The 17,314-nt window shown below is 74.8% G+C and carries 19 protein-coding genes and 1 pseudogene; 5 read left to right on the top strand and 15 right to left on the bottom strand.

Translation table 11 applies throughout. The features are described from left to right. Positions 1-39: 39 nt before the first annotated feature. Positions 40-2,367, bottom strand: a complete 2,328-nt coding sequence (locus K330_RS0106040; RefSeq protein ID WP_022920948.1) for a sodium-translocating pyrophosphatase — start codon at positions 2,365-2,367, stop codon at positions 40-42. Positions 2,368-2,580: 213 nt separating this feature from the next. On the opposite strand from K330_RS0106040, the gene K330_RS0106045 reads away from it, so the two are divergent. After that, a complete protein-coding gene (locus K330_RS0106045; RefSeq protein ID WP_022920949.1) occupies positions 2,581-4,899 on the top strand; it encodes a DEAD/DEAH box helicase in 2,319 nt (772 codons plus the stop codon). A gap of 181 nt (positions 4,900-5,080) precedes the next feature. Then, a complete protein-coding gene (locus K330_RS0106050; RefSeq protein WP_022920950.1) occupies positions 5,081-5,518 on the top strand; it encodes a LapA family protein in 438 nt (145 codons plus the stop codon). A 36-nt stretch (positions 5,519-5,554) separates the two neighbouring features. On the opposite strand, the pseudogene K330_RS24665 reads toward K330_RS0106050, so the two are convergent. From K330_RS24665 to K330_RS0106085, 8 genes and pseudogenes are all read right to left on the bottom strand, one after another. Then, a pseudogene (locus tag K330_RS24665) lies at positions 5,555-5,977 on the bottom strand (Rv3654c family TadE-like protein); the annotation flags it as partial. After that, entirely contained in the window at positions 5,953-6,318 is a 366-nt protein-coding gene (locus tag K330_RS0106055; protein WP_022920951.1) for a TadE family type IV pilus minor pilin, read from the bottom strand. The pseudogene K330_RS24665 and the gene K330_RS0106055, both read right to left, overlap by 25 nt. After that, the gene (locus K330_RS0106060; RefSeq protein ID WP_022920952.1) at positions 6,315-6,512 is read right to left on the bottom strand and encodes a DUF4244 domain-containing protein; all 198 of its coding nucleotides are present in this window, start codon (positions 6,510-6,512) and stop codon (positions 6,315-6,317) included. Before K330_RS0106060 ends, K330_RS0106055 begins: the two co-directional genes overlap by 4 nt. A gap of 67 nt (positions 6,513-6,579) precedes the next feature. Beyond that, entirely contained in the window at positions 6,580-7,197 is a 618-nt protein-coding gene (locus K330_RS19485) for a type II secretion system F family protein (RefSeq protein ID WP_156875705.1), read from the bottom strand. Next, positions 7,194-8,036 (bottom strand): type II secretion system F family protein, encoded by an 843-nt coding sequence (locus tag K330_RS0106070; protein WP_022920954.1) that lies wholly within the window; start codon positions 8,034-8,036, stop codon positions 7,194-7,196. The genes K330_RS19485 and K330_RS0106070 overlap by 4 nt, the downstream gene beginning before the upstream one ends. Beyond that, positions 8,033-9,085 (bottom strand): TadA family conjugal transfer-associated ATPase, encoded by a 1,053-nt coding sequence (locus K330_RS0106075; RefSeq protein WP_022920955.1) that lies wholly within the window; start codon positions 9,083-9,085, stop codon positions 8,033-8,035. Before K330_RS0106075 ends, K330_RS0106070 begins: the two co-directional genes overlap by 4 nt. Continuing rightward, complete coding sequence (locus tag K330_RS24010; protein ID WP_022920956.1) at positions 9,082-9,798, bottom strand: CpaE-like family protein; 717 nt, start codon at positions 9,796-9,798, stop codon at positions 9,082-9,084. Before K330_RS24010 ends, K330_RS0106075 begins: the two co-directional genes overlap by 4 nt. Positions 9,799-10,115: 317 nt before the next feature. Further along, complete coding sequence (locus K330_RS0106085; protein ID WP_029202377.1) at positions 10,116-10,988, bottom strand: Fic family protein; 873 nt, start codon at positions 10,986-10,988, stop codon at positions 10,116-10,118. 320 nt (positions 10,989-11,308) lie between these two features. Between K330_RS0106085 and K330_RS19495 the strand changes: the two genes are divergently transcribed. Continuing rightward, entirely contained in the window at positions 11,309-11,812 is a 504-nt protein-coding gene (locus K330_RS19495) for a phage holin family protein (protein ID WP_022920958.1), read from the top strand. A 50-nt stretch (positions 11,813-11,862) separates the two neighbouring features. On the opposite strand, the gene K330_RS0106095 is transcribed toward K330_RS19495, so the two are convergent. Continuing rightward, positions 11,863-12,528 (bottom strand): NUDIX hydrolase, encoded by a 666-nt coding sequence (locus tag K330_RS0106095; protein ID WP_022920959.1) that lies wholly within the window; start codon positions 12,526-12,528, stop codon positions 11,863-11,865. Beyond that, positions 12,525-13,262 (bottom strand): endonuclease III, encoded by a 738-nt coding sequence (gene nth, locus K330_RS0106100; RefSeq protein WP_022920960.1) that lies wholly within the window; start codon positions 13,260-13,262, stop codon positions 12,525-12,527. The genes K330_RS0106095 and nth overlap by 4 nt, the downstream gene beginning before the upstream one ends. 73 nt (positions 13,263-13,335) lie before the next feature. Between nth and K330_RS0106105 the strand changes: the two genes are divergently transcribed. Then, positions 13,336-14,013, top strand: coding sequence for a Crp/Fnr family transcriptional regulator (locus K330_RS0106105; protein WP_029202378.1), 678 nt, complete (start codon positions 13,336-13,338; stop codon positions 14,011-14,013). Between the two features lie 2 nt (positions 14,014-14,015). Here K330_RS0106105 and K330_RS0106110 read toward each other — a convergent pair whose 3' ends face one another. The 4 genes from K330_RS0106110 to K330_RS23595 are packed head-to-tail and all read right to left on the bottom strand — an operon-like array spanning position 14,016 to position 16,416. Continuing rightward, positions 14,016-14,852, bottom strand: a complete 837-nt coding sequence (locus K330_RS0106110; RefSeq protein ID WP_022920962.1) for an MBL fold metallo-hydrolase — start codon at positions 14,850-14,852, stop codon at positions 14,016-14,018. A gap of 2 nt (positions 14,853-14,854) precedes the next feature. Continuing rightward, entirely contained in the window at positions 14,855-15,751 is an 897-nt protein-coding gene (locus tag K330_RS19500) for an NUDIX hydrolase (RefSeq protein WP_022920963.1), read from the bottom strand. 12 nt (positions 15,752-15,763) lie between these two features. Then, positions 15,764-16,249: a RidA family protein gene (locus K330_RS0106120; protein WP_022920964.1), complete on the bottom strand. Its 486-nt coding sequence runs from the start codon at positions 16,247-16,249 to the stop codon at positions 15,764-15,766. A 5-nt stretch (positions 16,250-16,254) separates the two neighbouring features. Continuing rightward, on the bottom strand, positions 16,255-16,416 hold the full coding sequence (locus K330_RS23595) for a Sp36 family protein (RefSeq protein ID WP_156875707.1): 162 nt from the start codon (positions 16,414-16,416) through the stop codon (positions 16,255-16,257). Between the two features lie 67 nt (positions 16,417-16,483). On the opposite strand from K330_RS23595, the gene K330_RS0106130 reads away from it, so the two are divergent. Beyond that, entirely contained in the window at positions 16,484-17,302 is an 819-nt protein-coding gene (locus K330_RS0106130) for an alpha/beta hydrolase family protein (protein WP_022920966.1), read from the top strand. Positions 17,303-17,314: the final 12 nt, after the last annotated feature.

Consider the following 17,314-nt stretch of genomic DNA (forward strand, 5'->3'; position numbering starts at 1 on the left):
CCCGGTCAGAGTGCCGCCCCGGTCAGGGGCTGTCTCGTGTCAGGACCCGGAGATGACCCCGGCGCGCTCGGGCGCCTCGCCGATGGCGATGTCGCGACGCTTCGAGACGACGACCGCGCCGACGATGACGACGACGGCCACCAGCGCGATCGCCCAGCGCAGCCAGTCGTTGGCGCCGCTGCCGTAGGTCAGACCGATGATCGCCGGGGCGATGAGCAGCGCGACCAGGTTCATCACCTTGATGAGCGGGTTGATGGCCGGGCCGGCGGTGTCCTTGAACGGGTCGCCCACGGTGTCACCGATGACGGTGGCGGCGTGCGCGTCCGTGCCCTTGCCGCCGTAGTGACCGTCCTCCACGATCTTCTTGGCGTTGTCCCACGCGCCGCCGGAGTTGGCCAGGAAGACGGCCATCAGCACGCCGGTGACGATCGCGCCGGCGAGGTAGCCGGCCAGCGCACCGACGCCCAGGCCGAAGCCGACCGCGATCGGGGCGAAGACGGCCAGCAGGCCCGGGGTGGCGAGCTCTCGCAGCGAGTCGCGGGTGCAGATGTCGACCACGCGGGCATACTCCGGCTTCTCGCTGTAGTCCATGATCCCGGGCTTCTCGCGGAACTGGCGACGCACCTCGAAGACGATCGCGCCGGCGGCGCGGGTCACCGCGTTGATCGCCAGGCCGGAGAAGAGGAACACCACGGCGCCACCGATGAGCATGCCGACCATGGCGCGCGGGTCGAAGACGAGGAACTGGTCCCAGATCGCCTCGGCCTCCGCGGTCTCGGCGTCGCTGACCGCCTTGATGATGGCGTCGAGGTAGGAGCCGAACAACGCGGTCGCGGCGAGCACCGCGGTGGTGATCGCGATGCCCTTGGTGATCGCCTTGGTGGTGTTGCCGACGGCGTCGAGCTCGGTGAGGATCTGCGCGCCCTCACCGTCGACGTCCCCGGACATCTCGGCGATGCCCTGGGCGTTGTCGGACACCGGGCCGAAGGTGTCCATCGCCACGATCACACCGACGGTGGTGAGCAGCCCGCAGCCGGCGAGCGCGACGAAGAAGAGGGACATGATCAGCGAGCCACCGCCGAGGGTGAACAGCGCGAAGATGGCGATGGCGATCGTGACCGCCGTGTAGACGGCCGACTCCAGCCCGACCCCGATGCCCGACAGCACGACAGTCGCCGGCCCGGTGAGCGAGGTGCGCGCCACGTCGTTGGTGGGCTTGGACTCCGTGCCGGTGAAGTACCCCGTGAGCCAGAGGATGAACGCGGCCAGCACGATGCCGATCACCACGGCCACGGCCGCTCCCAGGGCCGGGTTGACGTCGGCAGCGGCGGCACCGCCGCCGAAGAGGTCCCGGGAGGAGACGCCGTCGAGGTCGGCGCTGCTGCTGGGCAGGAACACGAAGGCCGCGGCGACCGAGGCCAGGGCTGCGCCGGCCGCGGAGAGGTAGAAGCTGCGGTTGATGGAGCGCAGGGCGTTGACGCCGGGCTGGGCCTTCGTCAGGTAGACGCCGATGATCGCGGTGATCACGCCGATAGCGGGGATGATCAGCGGGAAGGTCAAACCCCCGTCGTTGCCGAGCGCGGCGGTGCCCAGGATCAGCGCTGCCACGAGGGTCACGGCGTAGGACTCGAAGAGGTCGGCGGCCATGCCGGCGCAGTCACCCACGTTGTCACCGACGTTGTCGGCGATGGTGGCGGCGTTGCGCGGGTCGTCCTCGGGGATGCCCGCCTCGACCTTGCCGACCAGGTCGGCGCCGACGTCCGCGGCCTTGGTGAAGATGCCTCCGCCGACCCGCATGAACATCGCCAGCAGGGCGGCGCCGAAGCCGAAGCCCTCGAGGACCACGGGCGCGTCGCCGCGGTAGACCAGGACGACCACCGCGGCGCCCAGCAGGCCCAGGCCGACCGTCGCCATGCCCACCGTGCCGCCGGTGCGGAAGGCGATGCGCATGCCCTCGTCCCGGTTGCCGTTACGGGCCGCCTCGGCCACGCGCATGTTCGCGGCGGTGGCCAGGTTCATGCCCAGGTAGCCGATGGTCGCCGAGAACCCGGCGCCGAAGAGGAAGGCGACCGAGCGGCCGATGCGCACGGCCAGGTCGTCGGCCGGGAGCACGAGGAGGAGGAAGAACGCGACGACCGCGAAGATCCCCAGGGTCCGGAACTGACGGCCCAGGTAGGCGGAGGCACCCTCCTGCACGGCGCCGCCGATCTCGCGCATCGACTCGGTCCCCGGCGAGGTCGCCAGGACCTCGCGACGGAACATGAAGCCGAAGACGAGGGCGACCACCGCGATGCAGAGCACCACGATCACGATCGAGGTGTCGGTGCCGGACAGCGTCACCTCGCTCACGGAACGGACTGGTGTCATGTACAGCCTCCTGAGCTGGCCCGCGGCTCTGCGGGCGACGGCGCGGGGGTTGGTGGCCCGCTCGGTTGTGGCCACACTGTAGTGACAGGGTCACGGGGGTCGGCCGCCGTCATGGTATGACGCGCCGCGTCGAGCCCGTGGGCGGGCCCGGCCTGGGTGTGTCGTCCCCGGCCCGGCGGCCCTGTCAGCGGCGCGGCGTACCGTGGTCGCGTCATGGCCGAGCATCCTCTCTTCGACCCGCTCACGGCGCTCGCCCACCTCTCCCGGGGGCCGCGGGCCGAGCGGCTGGTCCACGTGCGCACCGTGCCCGCCCGCGAGGGCCGCACGGTGCCCTGGCCCGCGTGGGTGGCGCCGGAGGTGACCGCGGCCCTGCACGGCGAGGGGATCGGCACGCTGTGGGAGCACCAGGCCCGGGTGGCCGAGCTGGCCCGCGGCGGACGGCACGTCGTCGTCGCGACAGGCACTGCCTCCGGGAAGTCGCTGGGCTTCCTCCTGCCGGTCCTGACCGCCCTCTGCGAGGGGACCGCGGCCGCCAGCGGGCGAGGGGCCACCGCCCTCTACCTGGCCCCCACCAAGGCGCTCGGTGCCGACCAGGGAGCGCGGCTGCACACCCTCGCGATCCCCGGGGTGCGGGTGGCCGCGCTGGACGGCGACACCCCGGCCGAGGAGCGCAGGTGGATCCGCGACCACGCGCACTACGTGCTGACCAACCCCGACCTGCTCCACCACACGCTGCTGCCGGGGCACGAGCGCTGGCGCGGCTTCCTGCGCTCCCTGCGCTACGTCGTCGTCGACGAGTGCCACGTCTACCGCGGCGTCTTCGGCGCGCACGTCTCCGCCGTCCTGCGCCGCCTGCTGCGGGTCGCCGCCAGGTACGGCGCCCATCCCACCGTCGTCCTGGCGTCCGCAACCGTGGCCGAGCCCGAGGTCCTGGCGAGCACCCTCGTCGGGCAGGACGTCGTCGCGGTGACCCAGGACGCCTCGCCGCGCCGGGAGACCGTCGTGGCGCTGTGGCAACCGCCGGAGCTGGAGGACGGCTCGCGCCGTGGCACCGTCGCCGAGACCGCGACGGTGCTGGCCGACCTGGTCGAGACGGGGGTGCAGACCGTCGCCTTCGCCCGGTCCCGGCAGGGCGTGGAGGTGGTGGCCGGGCGGGCCCGTGAGGAGCTGGACGCCCGAGGTGCCGGCGCGCCGGGCCAGGTCGCGGCCTACCGCGGCGGCTACCTGCCCGAGGAACGTCGGGCACTGGAGTCGGCCCTGCGGGGCAGGGACGTCCTGGGGCTGGCCGCGACGACCGCGCTGGAGCTGGGGATCGACATCGCGGGGCTCGACGCGGTCGTGATGGCGGGCTGGCCCGGGACCCGGGCCTCGTTCTGGCAGCAGGCCGGCAGGGCCGGCCGGCGCGGCGCTCCGTCGCTTGCGGTCCTCGTCGCCGCCGACGACCCGCTCGACAGCTACCTGCTGGCACATCCGGAGCTGATCTTCGACGCGCCGGTGGAGTCGTGCGTCCTGGACCCGGAGAACCCCTACGTGCTCGCGCCCCACCTGGCGGCTGCCGCCGCGGAGCTCCCTCTGACCCGCGACGACGAGAGGTGGTTCGGTGCAGGCGTCGCGGTCCTCGCCGAGCAGCTCGTCGCCGGCGGCGTCCTGCGCCGTCGGCCCACGGGCTGGTACTGGGCCCGCCCGGACCGGCCCTCCGACCACGTCCAGCTGCGCGACGCCGGCCAGGCCGTGCAGATCGTCGACGCCCGCAGCGGCCGGGTCCTGGGCACCGTCGACGAGGAGCGGGCGCTGACCACGGTCCACGCCGGCGCCGTCTACGTGCACCAGGGTCAGGCGCACGTCGTCACCGACCTCGACCTGGAGAGCTCGGTCGCCATGGTGGTGCCGGGCGACCCCGGCTGGTCGACGCGCGCCCGCAGCGAGAGCACGTTCACGATCCGGGCCGTCGAGGATGAGCAGGCGTGGGGCGCCGCGCGGCTGTGCACCGGTCGGGTCGAGGTCACCTCGCGGGTCACCTCCTTCCAGCGGGTCCTGCCCGACGGCACCGTGGTCGGCACGCATCCCCTCGACCTGCCGGAACGCACCCTGGTGACCCAGGCTGTCTGGTGGACCCTCCCCGAGGAGGAGCTGGCCCTCGCCGGGCTGAGCGAGGACGACGTCCCCGGCGCCCTGCACGCGGCCGAGCACGCGGCCATCGGCATGCTGCCGCTGCTGGCGACCTGCGACCGCTGGGACGTCGGCGGCGTCTCGACCGCGCTGCACCCTGACACCGGGCTGCCGACCGTGATGGTCTTCGACGGGCACCCGGGTGGAGCCGGCTTCGCCCGGCGGGGGTTCCGGGAGGCGGCGACGTGGCTGGCGGCCACCCGTGACCTCGTCGAGGCCTGCGCCTGCGCCGCCGGTTGCCCGAGCTGCGTGCAGTCGCCCAAGTGCGGCAGCGGCAACGAGCCGCTGCACCGAGCGGGTGCCGTCGCGACGCTGTCGCACGTGCTGTCCGAACGCTCGGTCTCGGTCCCTGCTGCCGGCTGAGCGCTGCCCCGGCGGACCTCGGGGCGGCGCAGCGGTCAGGGCATGGCCGTGCGCCCGGGCCGGGCCGGGCCGGTGCAGCGTCCGCTGCGGGGAGCGCCGACGTGGCGGGTCGGCTAGCCTCGACGCGCACCGGTGCACCCGCGCCGCCGAGCTGCGACGAGATCGTCCCGAAAGGCCCGACATGTTGATCATCGGCTTCCTGCTCATCCTGCTCGCCGCCGCCGTCATCACCTACGTGCTCCTCGCGACGGCCGGCATGACCCCCGTCGAGGTCAGCTACGGCGTGCTCAACGTCGAGGTCGCACCCCTGTGGCTCTTCCTGGCGGGCGTGCTGACGCTCGCCGTCGCCGCGATCGGTCTGTGGATGGTGGCCGCCGGAGCCCGCGGCAAGGCCCGCAAGGCGCGTGAGGTGCGCGAGCTCCGGAAGCAGGCCAAGGACGCCGACCGGCGTGCGACCCGCGCCACGGACGCCGGCCAGCTCGACCAGCGGCCGACGTCGACGGGCCGACCCGGCGCTGGGGCCCCGGGCACGACCACGCCACGGCAGGGGTCGTCGACGACGCGGCCCGGCACCGGACCGACCCCGCCGGAGCGTCACCGCCTCGAGCCCGACCGGTAACCGACGCCCGCGGGAAGACACCGCGCCTGCGGCGGCGCGGGCGTGCACCACCCAGGGGGTGCCGTCGACCCGCGCGCTCACGGTCAGCTCCGCGCGCGGGAGACCGCTGACCGCGCTGACGACGCACGAGACGAGGACTGCGCCGTGACGGTCCGTCACGTCGTCGGCGACGACGCACGCCTCCTCCTGGGGCGCGCCCTCCAGGGCGCGCCCGGCCGCGGCGAGGGCGCCCAGGTCGGCTGCGGTCCGTGCGCGGTGGCCTGTCGTGGCGACGGCAGCCACGAGCAGCCCGGCCACCAGCAGGGTCGCGAGCACGCCGACGAGGCCGACCGCCAGCACGGTCCCCGAACCCCGTTCCCCGACGGCCGGCGCCGTCGGCCCGGCGCCCGGGCCGGGCACGGTCCGGGTGCTGCGCCCGGGGCCGGGCACCGCCCTCACGGGCGCACCCCCGGCTCCCACAGCGCCTCCGCTGTCGCCTCGGCGCTCGGCAGGCGCGGCAGCAGGCGGACACGAGCCGGGGCGACGACGCGGACCACCACCCCCTCGGCGCCGGCGTCGACGATGATGCTCGCCCCCCGGGGCGCCCGGGTGGCCGCGACCTCGCGGACCACCGCGACGGGCTCGCCGCGGGACGCGGCGCGTGCTCCGGCACGCGCCGCGTCCTCGGCCCGGACGTGGTCCACGCCCAGGGCCATCGCCGTGAGGCAGAGCGCGAGCACCAGGACGACTGCCGGGAGAGCGACGGCCAGCTCGGCCGTCGCCAGCCCCCGGTCGCCGCAAGGGCGCCCGCGCCGGGTCACAGCGACACCGACAGGGCGGTGGTGATCACCGTGGTGACGAGGCCCTCGACCGCGCCGGACTTGATGACCATCAGCAGCAGCGCCGCGAACGCGCAGGCCGCGATGGTCCCGACGGCGTACTCGGCGGTGCTCATCCCGGCGTCGGGACGCCGGCCCAGCTGGGCCAGGTGACGGGCGATGGTGCTTTTCTTCATGGGTTCCCCTCCTTGTGGGTGGGTGCGCCCCCGGGTGGGACGCACGTCGTGAGGTGGTGAGCGCTGCTCACCAGGCCAGGTCTCTCGTCAGTGCGAGCACGACCGGGAGCACCGTGGTCAGGACGAAAGCGGGCAGGTAGGCCAGGCCCAGCGGAAGCACCAGCCGGACCCCGAGCCGTGCGGCGGCCACCTCGACGTCGGCCACCGCGTCCCTGCGCAGGTCCTCGGCCGACCGGACCAGCGCCTGCCCGGGAGCCACGCCCGACGCCTCAGCGAGCGCAAGGCTGCGCCGGGCCGGCGCCCAGTGCTCCCCCGCGCCGTCCCAGACCTCCCCCTCCGCCGCTCCGTCGCGGAGCCGGGCACCGACCTCGACGAGCTCACGTCCGCACGGGCCGGGCAGCACGAGGCCGACGCTGGTGACCGCGCGAGCGAGCGAACCGCCACCGAGCAGCGCCAGGGCGACCAGCTCGAGAGCCTCGGGGACCAGACCGCGGACGGAGCCTGCGGCGGGCCGTGAAGGTCGGTTGGGGGACAGGGGGGCCAGGGTCGACCGTCCGCCCCCCCGACCCCACGGCGTCACCACGGGAGTCCACGCAGGACCACGACGGTGCGGCCACACCAGCACCGCGGCGCCGGCGAGCGCGGCCACCAGGACCGGAGCGGCAGGAAGGGCCCCTGCGTTCATCCGAGACCCCGAAGCACAGAGGAGACCATCCGGCGGACCACGAGATGACCCGTGAGGAGCAGGACGACCCCGAGACCAGCTGACCCCATCGCCAGGGGGTCGGAGTAGAGCGTCGTCGGCCCCACGCCGACGAGCGCGGCCAGGCCGACACCGGCGAGCGGGAGCAGCCCGAGGACGGTGGCCGTGGCACGTGCACCCGCGGTGGCGGTCTCGACGGCGCGCTCCAGCCGTCGTCGCTCGCGGGCCGCGTGCGCGCTCGAGCGCACCGCGGCCGCGACCGGAGCGCCCGTCGTGGAGGCGACGGTCCAGGCCCGCGCGACCGAGGCGGCCGTGGGGCTGCAGGTCCGGCGCGCCAGCCGCTGCCAGGCGGCCCCCAGGGGATGGCCCTCGCGAGCCTCTCGTGCCAGCTCCGCCCAGTGGCCGGCCGCCGGACCCGCTCCCACCGGGGCGAGGGCGACCTGGACGGCGTGCTCCGTGGGCAGCCCCGCCTCGAGAGCGGCCGCGAGCCCGTCGAGCAGCTGCACCTCCTCGGACATCGCGTGGGCCCTCCCGGCCGCTCGCGCACCCGGCCTCCTCAGCCGCCGCAGGAACACGTCCAGGGCCGTGCCGGGCAGCCCAGGACGTGCGCCGCGGGCGAGGAAGGCAGCCCGGCCGGGCCGGTGGCGACGGGGGAACCGGTCACCGTCACCGGTGTGCGTCCCCGTGCCGGCCACCGGTGCGGCGATACCGCAGGTGGGGGCCTCGTCCTGGTCGGGCGACGCGTGCGAGGACCGGCCCGGCCACGTCAGGACGGCACCGGCGGCGAGGAATGCCGAGAGCACGGCGACGACGAGCGTCATGGGCGACCCTGTACGTCCGGCACCTGGTCCGCGGACAGTCCGAGCCGTCGCGAGAGCTGTCCCCAGGCAGGTCCGCGGGACCACCGCTCCGGTCCGCCCAGGAGCGCCGGCACCGCCCGGACCACGCCGGACACCTGCTCCAGGACGGCCACCTCACCCAGCACCCGGCGACCGTCGCTCCTCCTGACCACGTGCAGGACCACCTCGATCGCGCTGGCGAGCTGGGCGTGCACGGCAGCCGGCGACATGCCGGCGAGAGCTCCCAGGGCCTCGACCCTGCTGACCACGTCGGCGGCCGCATTGGCGTGCAGGGTCCCGCAGCCGCCCTCGTGACCGGTGTTGAGGGCCGCCAGCAGCTCGCGCACCTCCGCGCCGCGCACCTCACCGACGACCACCCGGTCGGGGCGCATGCGCAGGCTCTGCCGCACCAGGGTGGTGAGCGTGACCTCGCCGCGGCCCTCGACGTTGTTGCCCCGACCCTGGAGGTGGACGACGTGCGGGTGGTCGACGTGGAGCTCGCGGACGTCCTCGACCACGGCGACCCGTTCGTGGCCGGGCACCCGAGCCAGCATCGCCGCGAGCACGGTGGTCTTGCCCGACCCCGTCCCGCCCGAGACGACGAAGGAGACCCGAGCAGCGACGACCGCCTCCAGCACCTGCCTGGCCGGCCCGTCCAGGGCACCCCAGGCCGACAGGTCGTCCAGCGAGGGACCGGCCCGACGCGGCACCCGCAGGCTGACGTGGGCGCCGCCGCTGACCAGCGGCGGCAGGACGGCGTGCAGGCGGATGCCGCCGGGGAGCAGGCCGTCGACCCACGGGCTCGCGTCGTCGAGGCGTTGCCCCGCCAGGCCGGCCAGACGGACCGCGAGACGGCGCACGGTGCGCTCGTCGCTCAGCGCGCTCTCGACGGCCTCCACACCGTTGCCGCGGTCGACCCAGACCCCTGCGCCTCCGTTGACGAGGATGTCGGTGACCCGGTCGTCCTCGAGATGGACCGTGAGCGGCCCGAGGGCGCCGGCCACGGCGGCACGGTCCTGCGCCACGGTCACGCTGCCTCCCCTGCCCGGTCCGTCCCACGCAGAGCGACGGAGAGGACCGCCGCCGCCACGTCCCGGACCGGGCCGGGCACGAGGCCCGGCCACTCCTGCTCGAGGACGGAGCGGGCCACGGACCGGTCGTGCCCCAGCAGGTGCACGAGAGGAAGGCCCAGCAGCGCGGCCACGTCGTCGGGGTCCAGCCCGGCCTCCTCCGCAGGGCGCAGCACGAGCCGCGACGCGCAAGGCGCCAGCGCCTGCGCGACCAGCGCAGCAGCGATCTGCGGCGGCGCGGTCCCGGCGACCAGGACGACCGTGTCGCACAGGCCGAACCAGGCCGCGGCGTGGGGGTGGTCGGCCCGGGGGAGGTCGAGGACGGCCAGCGCGTGGTCCGCCGCCAGCCGCGACACGGCCCCGACCGCGGCGGGCCCCAGGGCAGGAGGGGGTCGTGTGGGCCCGCGCTGGCTGAGGACGGTGACCCCACCCCATACCGGGAGGTGGTGCGACGTCAGCGAGGCGATGTCCTCCTCGTGCACCGGCCAGCGACGACCGGGCTCGTGGGCGCACCCGGTCAGCTGGTCGAGCCCCGCGCCGTTGGGCACCAGGTCGACCAGGAGGGCCGGGTGCCCCAGCATCTGGCCGAGCCCGGCGACAGCGGCGGCGAGGGTGCTGGTGCCCAGTCCTCCGGAGGCGCCGGTCAGGCCGACGACGCTGGTGCGCTGATCCATGCCTCCACCCTGGTCGGCGGCGCTGGAGGGGCCAAGGGAGCTGCCGCGCGCTGTGGACGGCTGACCTGCGGCCCCGGACCATGTGGACAGACCGACGATGGCGCAGGGAGCAGGTGAATAGGGGACGGCCCCGGCGGGGGGGATGCCGGGGCCGTCGGTGTCCGAGATCAGGGGGGGATGATCCCGAACACCCGCGCTACAACTCTGACGAGGAGCGCTGTCTCAGCAGTATGTCACGCCCAGAAGACACGGTGCAAGCCGTGGCACGGCGACGTGCTCCCCCGACGGAGGCGGCCAGAAAGCCGCAGGTCAGCGGACTATCGGGGCAACCGTCCGGCGAGCACGGCGTCCGCGATCCGCGTGCCCTCGGACGCCGCCCGCTCGACCGCCTCGGCGCAGTGCAGGAGCCACAGGCGCACCCCGTCGGCCGAGCCGGTGGCGTAGGCCGACACGGCCCCGCGGTAGTCGGCGCCGGCCCGGTCGGCGTGCCCCACCTCGGGCACCGCCACCCCCGTCGGGTCGAGGCCACCGGCGCGCAGCACCACTCTCTCCACGGCCCGCGCCACGACCCCGTTACCGAGGACGAACGGCCGCACGGTGACGATCTCGGCATGCACGACCGCCGCCACGAGCAGCGCCGGCACCCGGCCGGCAGGCACGGCGGACAGCAGCTCGTGGACCAGCGCGAGCCGCTCGTGCGCCTCCCCGGGCTCGGGGGCCGGGCCCAGCTCGGCCCACTCGGCGCACGTCTCCCCCGCCACGCGCGGGCGTCCCACCTGGGTCATCGGCAGCAGGTCCCCGGCCGCGGCGGCGTGCAGCCCGGCGAGCACCTGCCCCGGAGAGCGGAGCCGGTCAGGTCCCAGGTGCTCGGTCGCGGCCGTGGCGCGCACGACGCCGGCGAGCACGTGCCACACCGGGTCGTTCTCACGCTCGTCCCACCCGACCGCCCCGCGGACGAGGTCGCGCACCAGGTCCACGCTCCCCCGTGACCCGGCCGGCTCGGCCCCTTCCAGCAACGCGCTGGCCGCGGCCCCGCGGACACGGGACTCGGCGGCAGCCTCGGGTATGCGGCGGCGCAGGGCCTGGTGCCAGCGCAGCTGGGTGCAGGCCTCACGGGCGGCCGTGACCCCGTCGTCGACCCCGGGCAGCCGGGCGAGGTCGTGCAGGGCGTCGACGGCGGGGGAGCTCACCGGCACACTGTCCCAGATCGGACGCGACACCCGTACCCGAGGGTCTTTAACAAACCTTGACCAAAACTGGCTAGAACGGGTCCGACCCCGATGGCAGAATGTGCCGTATCGACGAGGTGGCCCCCCTCCGGGAGCGGCCCCACCGGCTGTCACGGGACCGGAGAGTCGACATGGTGTCCGCCCGGCACTAAACAGGGGGTGCTGGGCGGACACCGTTACGGGCAGTCGCCCGGCGGACCGGCCGCGGTGAGACCGACGCCGGCACCCCCTCGCATCGCTCGGACCTGCACGCACCGGACCCTCGCGCTAGCATCCGAGCCATGGCAACCCCCGTTGACCCCGGCAAGCAGCCCCTTCAGGGCACGACCGGCGAGCGCTCCATCGGACAGCTCGTCAGCGACGTGTCGACGGACCTCTCGCAGATCGTGCGCGGCGAGGTCGAGCTCGCGAAGGCGGAGATCAAGACCGACCTGCAGCACGCGGGCAAGGGCGCTGGCATGTTCGCCGGCGCCGGCGTCCTGGCGGCCTACGGCTTCGGCCTGCTCCTGCTGGGCCTGGCCGGCGTCATCGCGATCTGGCTGGACTGGTGGGCAGGCCTGCTCATCGTGGCCGCCGTGCTGTTCCTCGTCGCCGGCATCCTGGCGATGATCGGCAAGAAGCAGGTCACCCAGGTCAAGGGCAAGCCGCAGCGCACCATCGACAACGCCCAGCAGACGGTGGAGACGCTCAAGCAGGCCCCCGCCCAGCTGAAGTCGCCGACGCCTCCCCCGTCCGCGGTCACGCGCCGCGAGCTCGAGGCGGACGCCGCATCGACGCGTCGCTGACCGAGACCGGCTGCTGAGGACCCCGGCCGCCCGGACGGCCCCGCTGCGGGTCAGGCCGGCAGGTCTCGCACCCGCGAGCGGTCCCAGTCGGGAGCGACCCCGGCCAGGTCGAGGATGCGGTCGAGCAGCCCGGCCGTGAAGCCCCACACCAGGAGCCCGTCGACGTCCCAGGCCGGGCCGACGAACCCGCTGGGGTGGCGCACCAGAAAGCGGTGCCGCGGGTCGACGAGCCACGACACCGACGGCTGCACGACCCGGGCGACCTCGCGCGGGTCCCTGGCCCACAGCGACGCGGGGTCAGGTTCGCGCCACCACCCGAGCACCGGAGTGACGTCGTAGCCGCTCACCGGGATGTGCAGGGTGGGCAGGTCGCCGAGCACGTCCACCGTGCCGGGGTCCAGGTCCACCTCCTCCTGCGCCTCCCGCAGGGCCGTCGCGGCCGGGTGGGGGTCGTGCTCCTCGGTGCCCCCGCCGGGGAAGGCGGGCTGCCCGGCGTGGGAGCGCATGCTGTGCGCGCGCTCGGTGATGACCACGGTCGCCCCACCCTCCCCGCCGTGCTCGTGCTCTTCGCCCCCGGGGGCGAAGAGCACGAGCACGGCCGAGTGACGGCGTCCGCCCTCGGGCGGGGGCAGGAACCGGCTGAAGCGTTCCCCGCCGATGGCCGGGATCCTCTCGGCGAAGGAGGTCAGCCACCCGGGGGGCGGGTACGCGGTCATGCCCGGGGGCCGCTGCGCAGCAGCTTCTGCGCCTTGTCGGGGTCGGTCTCCCCGGTGCCGTAGGCGGGGCACAGAGAGGCGACCGGGCAGGCACCGCAGGCGGGGTTGCGGGCGTGACAGGTCCGCCGCCCGTGGAAGATGAGCACGTTGGACAGCTGGGTCCAGTCCTTGCGCGGGAACAGCGCCCCGACCTCGTGCTCGACCTTGACCGGGTCGTCCTGGCTGGTCCAGCCGAAGCGGCGCGCGAGGCGCCCGAAGTGCGTGTCGACGGTGATCCCCGGGACCCCGAAGGCGTTGCCGAGCACGACGTTGGCGGTCTTGCGGCCGACCCCGGGCAGGGTCACCAGGTCACGCAGCCGGCCGGGCACCTGACCGTCGAACCGCTCCACGAGCGCCGAGGCCAGCCTGAGCAGGCTGTCGGTCTTGGCACGGAAGAACCCGGTGGGCTGGACGATGGTCTCGACCTCGGCGCGGTCCGCCGCGGCCAGCGCCCTGGCGTCGGGGTAGCGTGCGAACAGGGTCGGCGTCACACCGTTGACGCGCACGTCGGTCGTCTGCGCGGACAGGACCGTGGCGACGAGCAGCTGGTAGGCGTCGGCGAAGTCCAGCTCCGCGCGCGCGTCGGGGTAGCGCTGCGCCAGCAGCCGGTAGATCCGGCGGGCCCGGCGGGTCAGGGCCAGGGGGGTCTCACCCGTGGGCGTCGGGGCCCCGGTCTTGACGTCGTCGCTGCTCACGGACCCAGCCTAGACGTGACGCGCGACACACCCTGACGCGCCCGGTTGTGACGGTAGTGGCACTATGGGGCGCGTGGACCGTCATGTCGTGATGAAGGCGCCGCTGTTCTCCGCGCTCGACGAGGAGGCCGCCCGGCGGCTCTTCGACTCGATGACGCCACGACGGTTGTCACGGGGTGAGACCGTGTTCCGGGAGGGGGACAAGGGCGACTCCCTCCACGTCATCGTCACCGGCAAGGTCAAGCTGGCGCGGGGGTCCGCCGACGGCCGGGAGAGCCTGCTCTCGGTGCTCGGACCGGGTGAGATGTTCGGCGAGCTCAGCCTCTTCGACCCGGGCCCGCGCCTGTCGACCGCCTACGTCGTCTCCAACACCGAGCTCGTCTCGCTCGGCAACGACGCGCTCCGGATCTTCCTGTCGGACCATCCCGAGGTCGCGATGCAGATGCTGGCCGGCCTGGCCCACCGGCTCCGCCGGACCAACGAGGGCATCTCCGACCTGGTCTTCACCGACGTCCCGGGCCGCGTGGCCAAGGCCCTGCTCGACCTGTCCGACCGCTTCGGCCGGCGCACCGACAACGGTCTGCTCGTCGCCCACGAGCTCACCCAGGAGGAGCTGGCCCAGCTGGTCGGCGCGAGCCGCGAGACGGTCAACAAGGCGCTCGCCGACTTCGCGCACCGCGGCTGGGTGACGCTGGGCGCCAAGTCCGTCACGCTGCAGGACGTGGAGCGCCTGCGGCGACGCGCCCGCTGAGCTCAGCCGGACAGCCTGCCCAGGTAGTCCAGCTGGGCCAGGACGCTGAGGCGCGCGGCCGGCCACACCTCCCGGGGCACGTCGGCGTAGACCGCCCGCACCACCCGGTCAGCCAGGTCCCCGTCCGCGGGCGACACCCCGGCGCCCTCGGCCTCGAGGGCTGCGACCGCCGCTCGCACCTGCTCCAGGCGCTCGTGCCGGTGACGCAGGTAGTGCTCGACGGTGCCGGCTGCGTCGGGCACCACGGGGCCGTGCCCGGGCGCGATGCTCGACGCCGCGCCTGACCCGGTCAGGTCGCGCAGCCGGGCCAGCGACTCCAGGTATGAGGTGAGGTCGCCGTCGGGGTAGGCCACCACCGTGGTGCCCCGCCCCAGCACCGTGTCGCCGGTGAGCAGGACCTGCTCGGCGGGGAGCAGGAAGGACACGGAGTCACCGGTGTGCCCCGGGGTGGGCACGACGAAGACCTCCAGACCACCGACGCGCAGCCTCTCCCCCGCCGCCAGGTCGTCGTGCCCGCGCCCCACGGCCCGCACGGGAGCCCCGGTCAGCTCGGCCCAGCGCCCGGCCGACTCGGCGTGGTCCCAGTGCCCGTGCGTGAGCAGCGTCAGCGCGACCCGGCCGCCCCGCCCGGCCACGTGGTCGAGCACGGCGCGCAGATGCCCCTCGTCGAGGGGGCCGGGGTCGACCACGACGACGTCGCTGCTGCCGGGCTCGGCCAGCACCCACGTGTTCGTGCCCTCCAGCGTCATGGGCGAGGGGTTGGGGCAGAGCACGCAGAAGGCACGCTCGCCCCAGCCGCCACCCGCCCAGGAGGCGTCCGCGGGACCGGCCGGCCGCATACCTAACCCTCCTCCGGCCCCAGCGGGCAGCGCATCCAGAGAGCACCGTCGTGCTCCACCGGCCACGGCTGCACGGCCGGCACGGCGCTCGGCGCCGCCGCCAGCCAGGCGTCGAGGTCCTCGACCAGCGCCAGCTCCTCGACCATCACCTGGGTGGGGGGCAGCAGGATCTCGGTGCCCTCGGTCTGTGCCGCGAGCAGCTCGTCCGGGACGGCCCAGTCGACGCGCTCGGCCTCGGTCGTCAGGTGCAGGGCCCGCTGACCCTGCGGCAGGCGGGCAGCGAAGAAGCGGGTGTCGTAGCGGCGCGGCTCGCACACCGGCGTCCGCCAGTGCGCGCGCAGCGACAGCAGGTCGCTGCGCAGCACCAGGCCCCGCCGGGTCAGCAGCTCGCCGAGACTCTGCCGCCGGTCGAGCAGCCGCTGCCGCTCCGTCTCCCAGGACGGGTCGCCGAGGTCGGCGACGACCTCCCGGTCCGACGGTCCGGCCAGCAGGACGCCGCACTCCTCGAACACCTCACGAGCGGCCGCGATGACGAGCTCGCGCGCCACGGCCTCGTCGGCGCCCAGCCGGCGCGCCCACTCCGTGGGCCGGGGACCGGCCCACGGCACGTCGGGATCGGCGTCGCGAGGGTCGACCCCGCCACCGGGGAAGGCCACCATGCCCGGCGCGAACGCCATCGAGGAGGCCCGGCGCAGCACGAAGACCTCGGGCCCGCCGCTCCCGTCGCGCAGCAGCATCACCGTCGACGACGGCCGGGGATCGGGGACCGTGCGCTCTGCGGGCGGCGTCAGCAGCCACGCGCGCGTGTGCTCCTCCACCACGGAGGGCATCCGGAAGTCCCGGTGCGGGCCGGGCACCACCCCCAGGACGGGGTCCGGCACCGTCAGCTGCTCGTCCACCCGGCGAACGCCTCAGTCGGCGACGGCGACGGTGATCTCCACCTCGACCGGGGTGTCCATCGGCAGCGTGGCCACGCCGACGGCGGAGCGCGCGTGCACCCCGGCGTCGCCGAAGGCCGAGCCGAGCAGCTCCGAGGCACCGTTGATGACGCCCGGCTGACCGGTGAAGGCGGGGTCGCTGCTGACGAAGCCGACGACCTTGACCACGCGCACGACCTTGTCGAGGTCGCCGACGACCGACTTCACGGCCGCGACGGCGTTGAGGGCGCACAGGGCGGCCAGCCGCTTGGCCTCCTCAGGGTCGACCAGGCCCTCTCCCTCGCCGACCTTGCCCGTCGCCGGCAGCGCGCCGTCGACGAAGGGCAGCTGGCCGGACGTGAAGACCAGGTCGCCGTGCCGGACGGCAGGGACGTAGGCGGCGACCGGGGCGGCGACCTCGGGCACGGTGTGGCCGAGGTCGGCGAGCCGCTGCTCGACCGTGCTGCTGCTCGTGCTCATCGCGCTCAGCCCTTCTGCCGCTTGAGGTAGGCGACCAGGTTGGTGCCGTCCGGGCCGGGCACGACCTGGACCAGCTCCCAGCCGTCCTCGCCCCACTGGTCGAGGATCTGCTTCGTCGCGTGGATGATGAGGGGGACGGTGGCGTACTCCCACTTCGCGGTGCTCATGACGTCCGACCCTACCGGCACACCGCGGCGGTGACCCGGCGGCACGGGTCCGTGGTAGGACTGCCCCGTGAGCCCGGGCGACGACGAGCCGACGAGCACCGACCGGGGGGTCCTCGACCGCCCGGCCCCTCCGCCGGACCAGGTGCTGCGTCTCGGCGACGCCGAGCACCAGGTCATCGACCTCTACCTGCCCGCCGGCCCCGCCGCGCCGGCGTGGGTGGTGCTGGTGCACGGGGGCTTCTGGCGCGCCGAGTGGGACCGCACGCACCTGCGCCCGCTCGCCACCGCCCTCCGGGCCCGGGGGTATGCGGTCGCGCTCGTCGAGTACGCCCGCACCGGGATGGCGGGCGGCGGGTGGCCGGGCACCTTCGACGACGTCGCCGCCGCGCTGGCGGCCGTGCGTGACCACGCCGCGACCGACCGACCGGCGCCCGTCGTCCTCGTAGGTCACTCCGCGGGCGGTCACCTGGCGGCCTGGGTGCTGCACCAGCCCGCGGCGGCACCCGCCCGGGGCCGACCGGACGTCGTCGGGGCCGTGAGCCTGGGCGGCTGCCTCGACCTGGCCATGGTGGCCGACCTTGGCCTCGACGACGGGGCCGCGGTCGACCTGCTGGGCGGCAGCCCGGCGGAGGTGTCGGGACGCTACGACGCCGCCGATCCCGCCCGCCTCGGGCGCACGCCATACCCGCTCGTCGTGGTGCACGGGACGGCAGACGAGAAGGTGCCGCCCGCCGTCGCCCGGTCGTGGTGGCGGTCCGCCGGCACCCCCGGTCGCGACCGTCTGGTGCTGCTCGACGGCGTCGGCCACTTCCCGCTGATCGACCCCGATGCCCCGGCCTTCGCCGCGCTGACCTCGCAGATAGGCTGGCTGCTCGACGCCCGTTGACGGGGGATCCTC

The sequence above is a fragment of the Ornithinimicrobium pekingense DSM 21552 genome, assembly GCF_000421185.1.
Taxonomy (GTDB): Bacteria; Actinomycetota; Actinomycetes; order Actinomycetales; family Dermatophilaceae; genus Ornithinicoccus; species Ornithinicoccus pekingensis.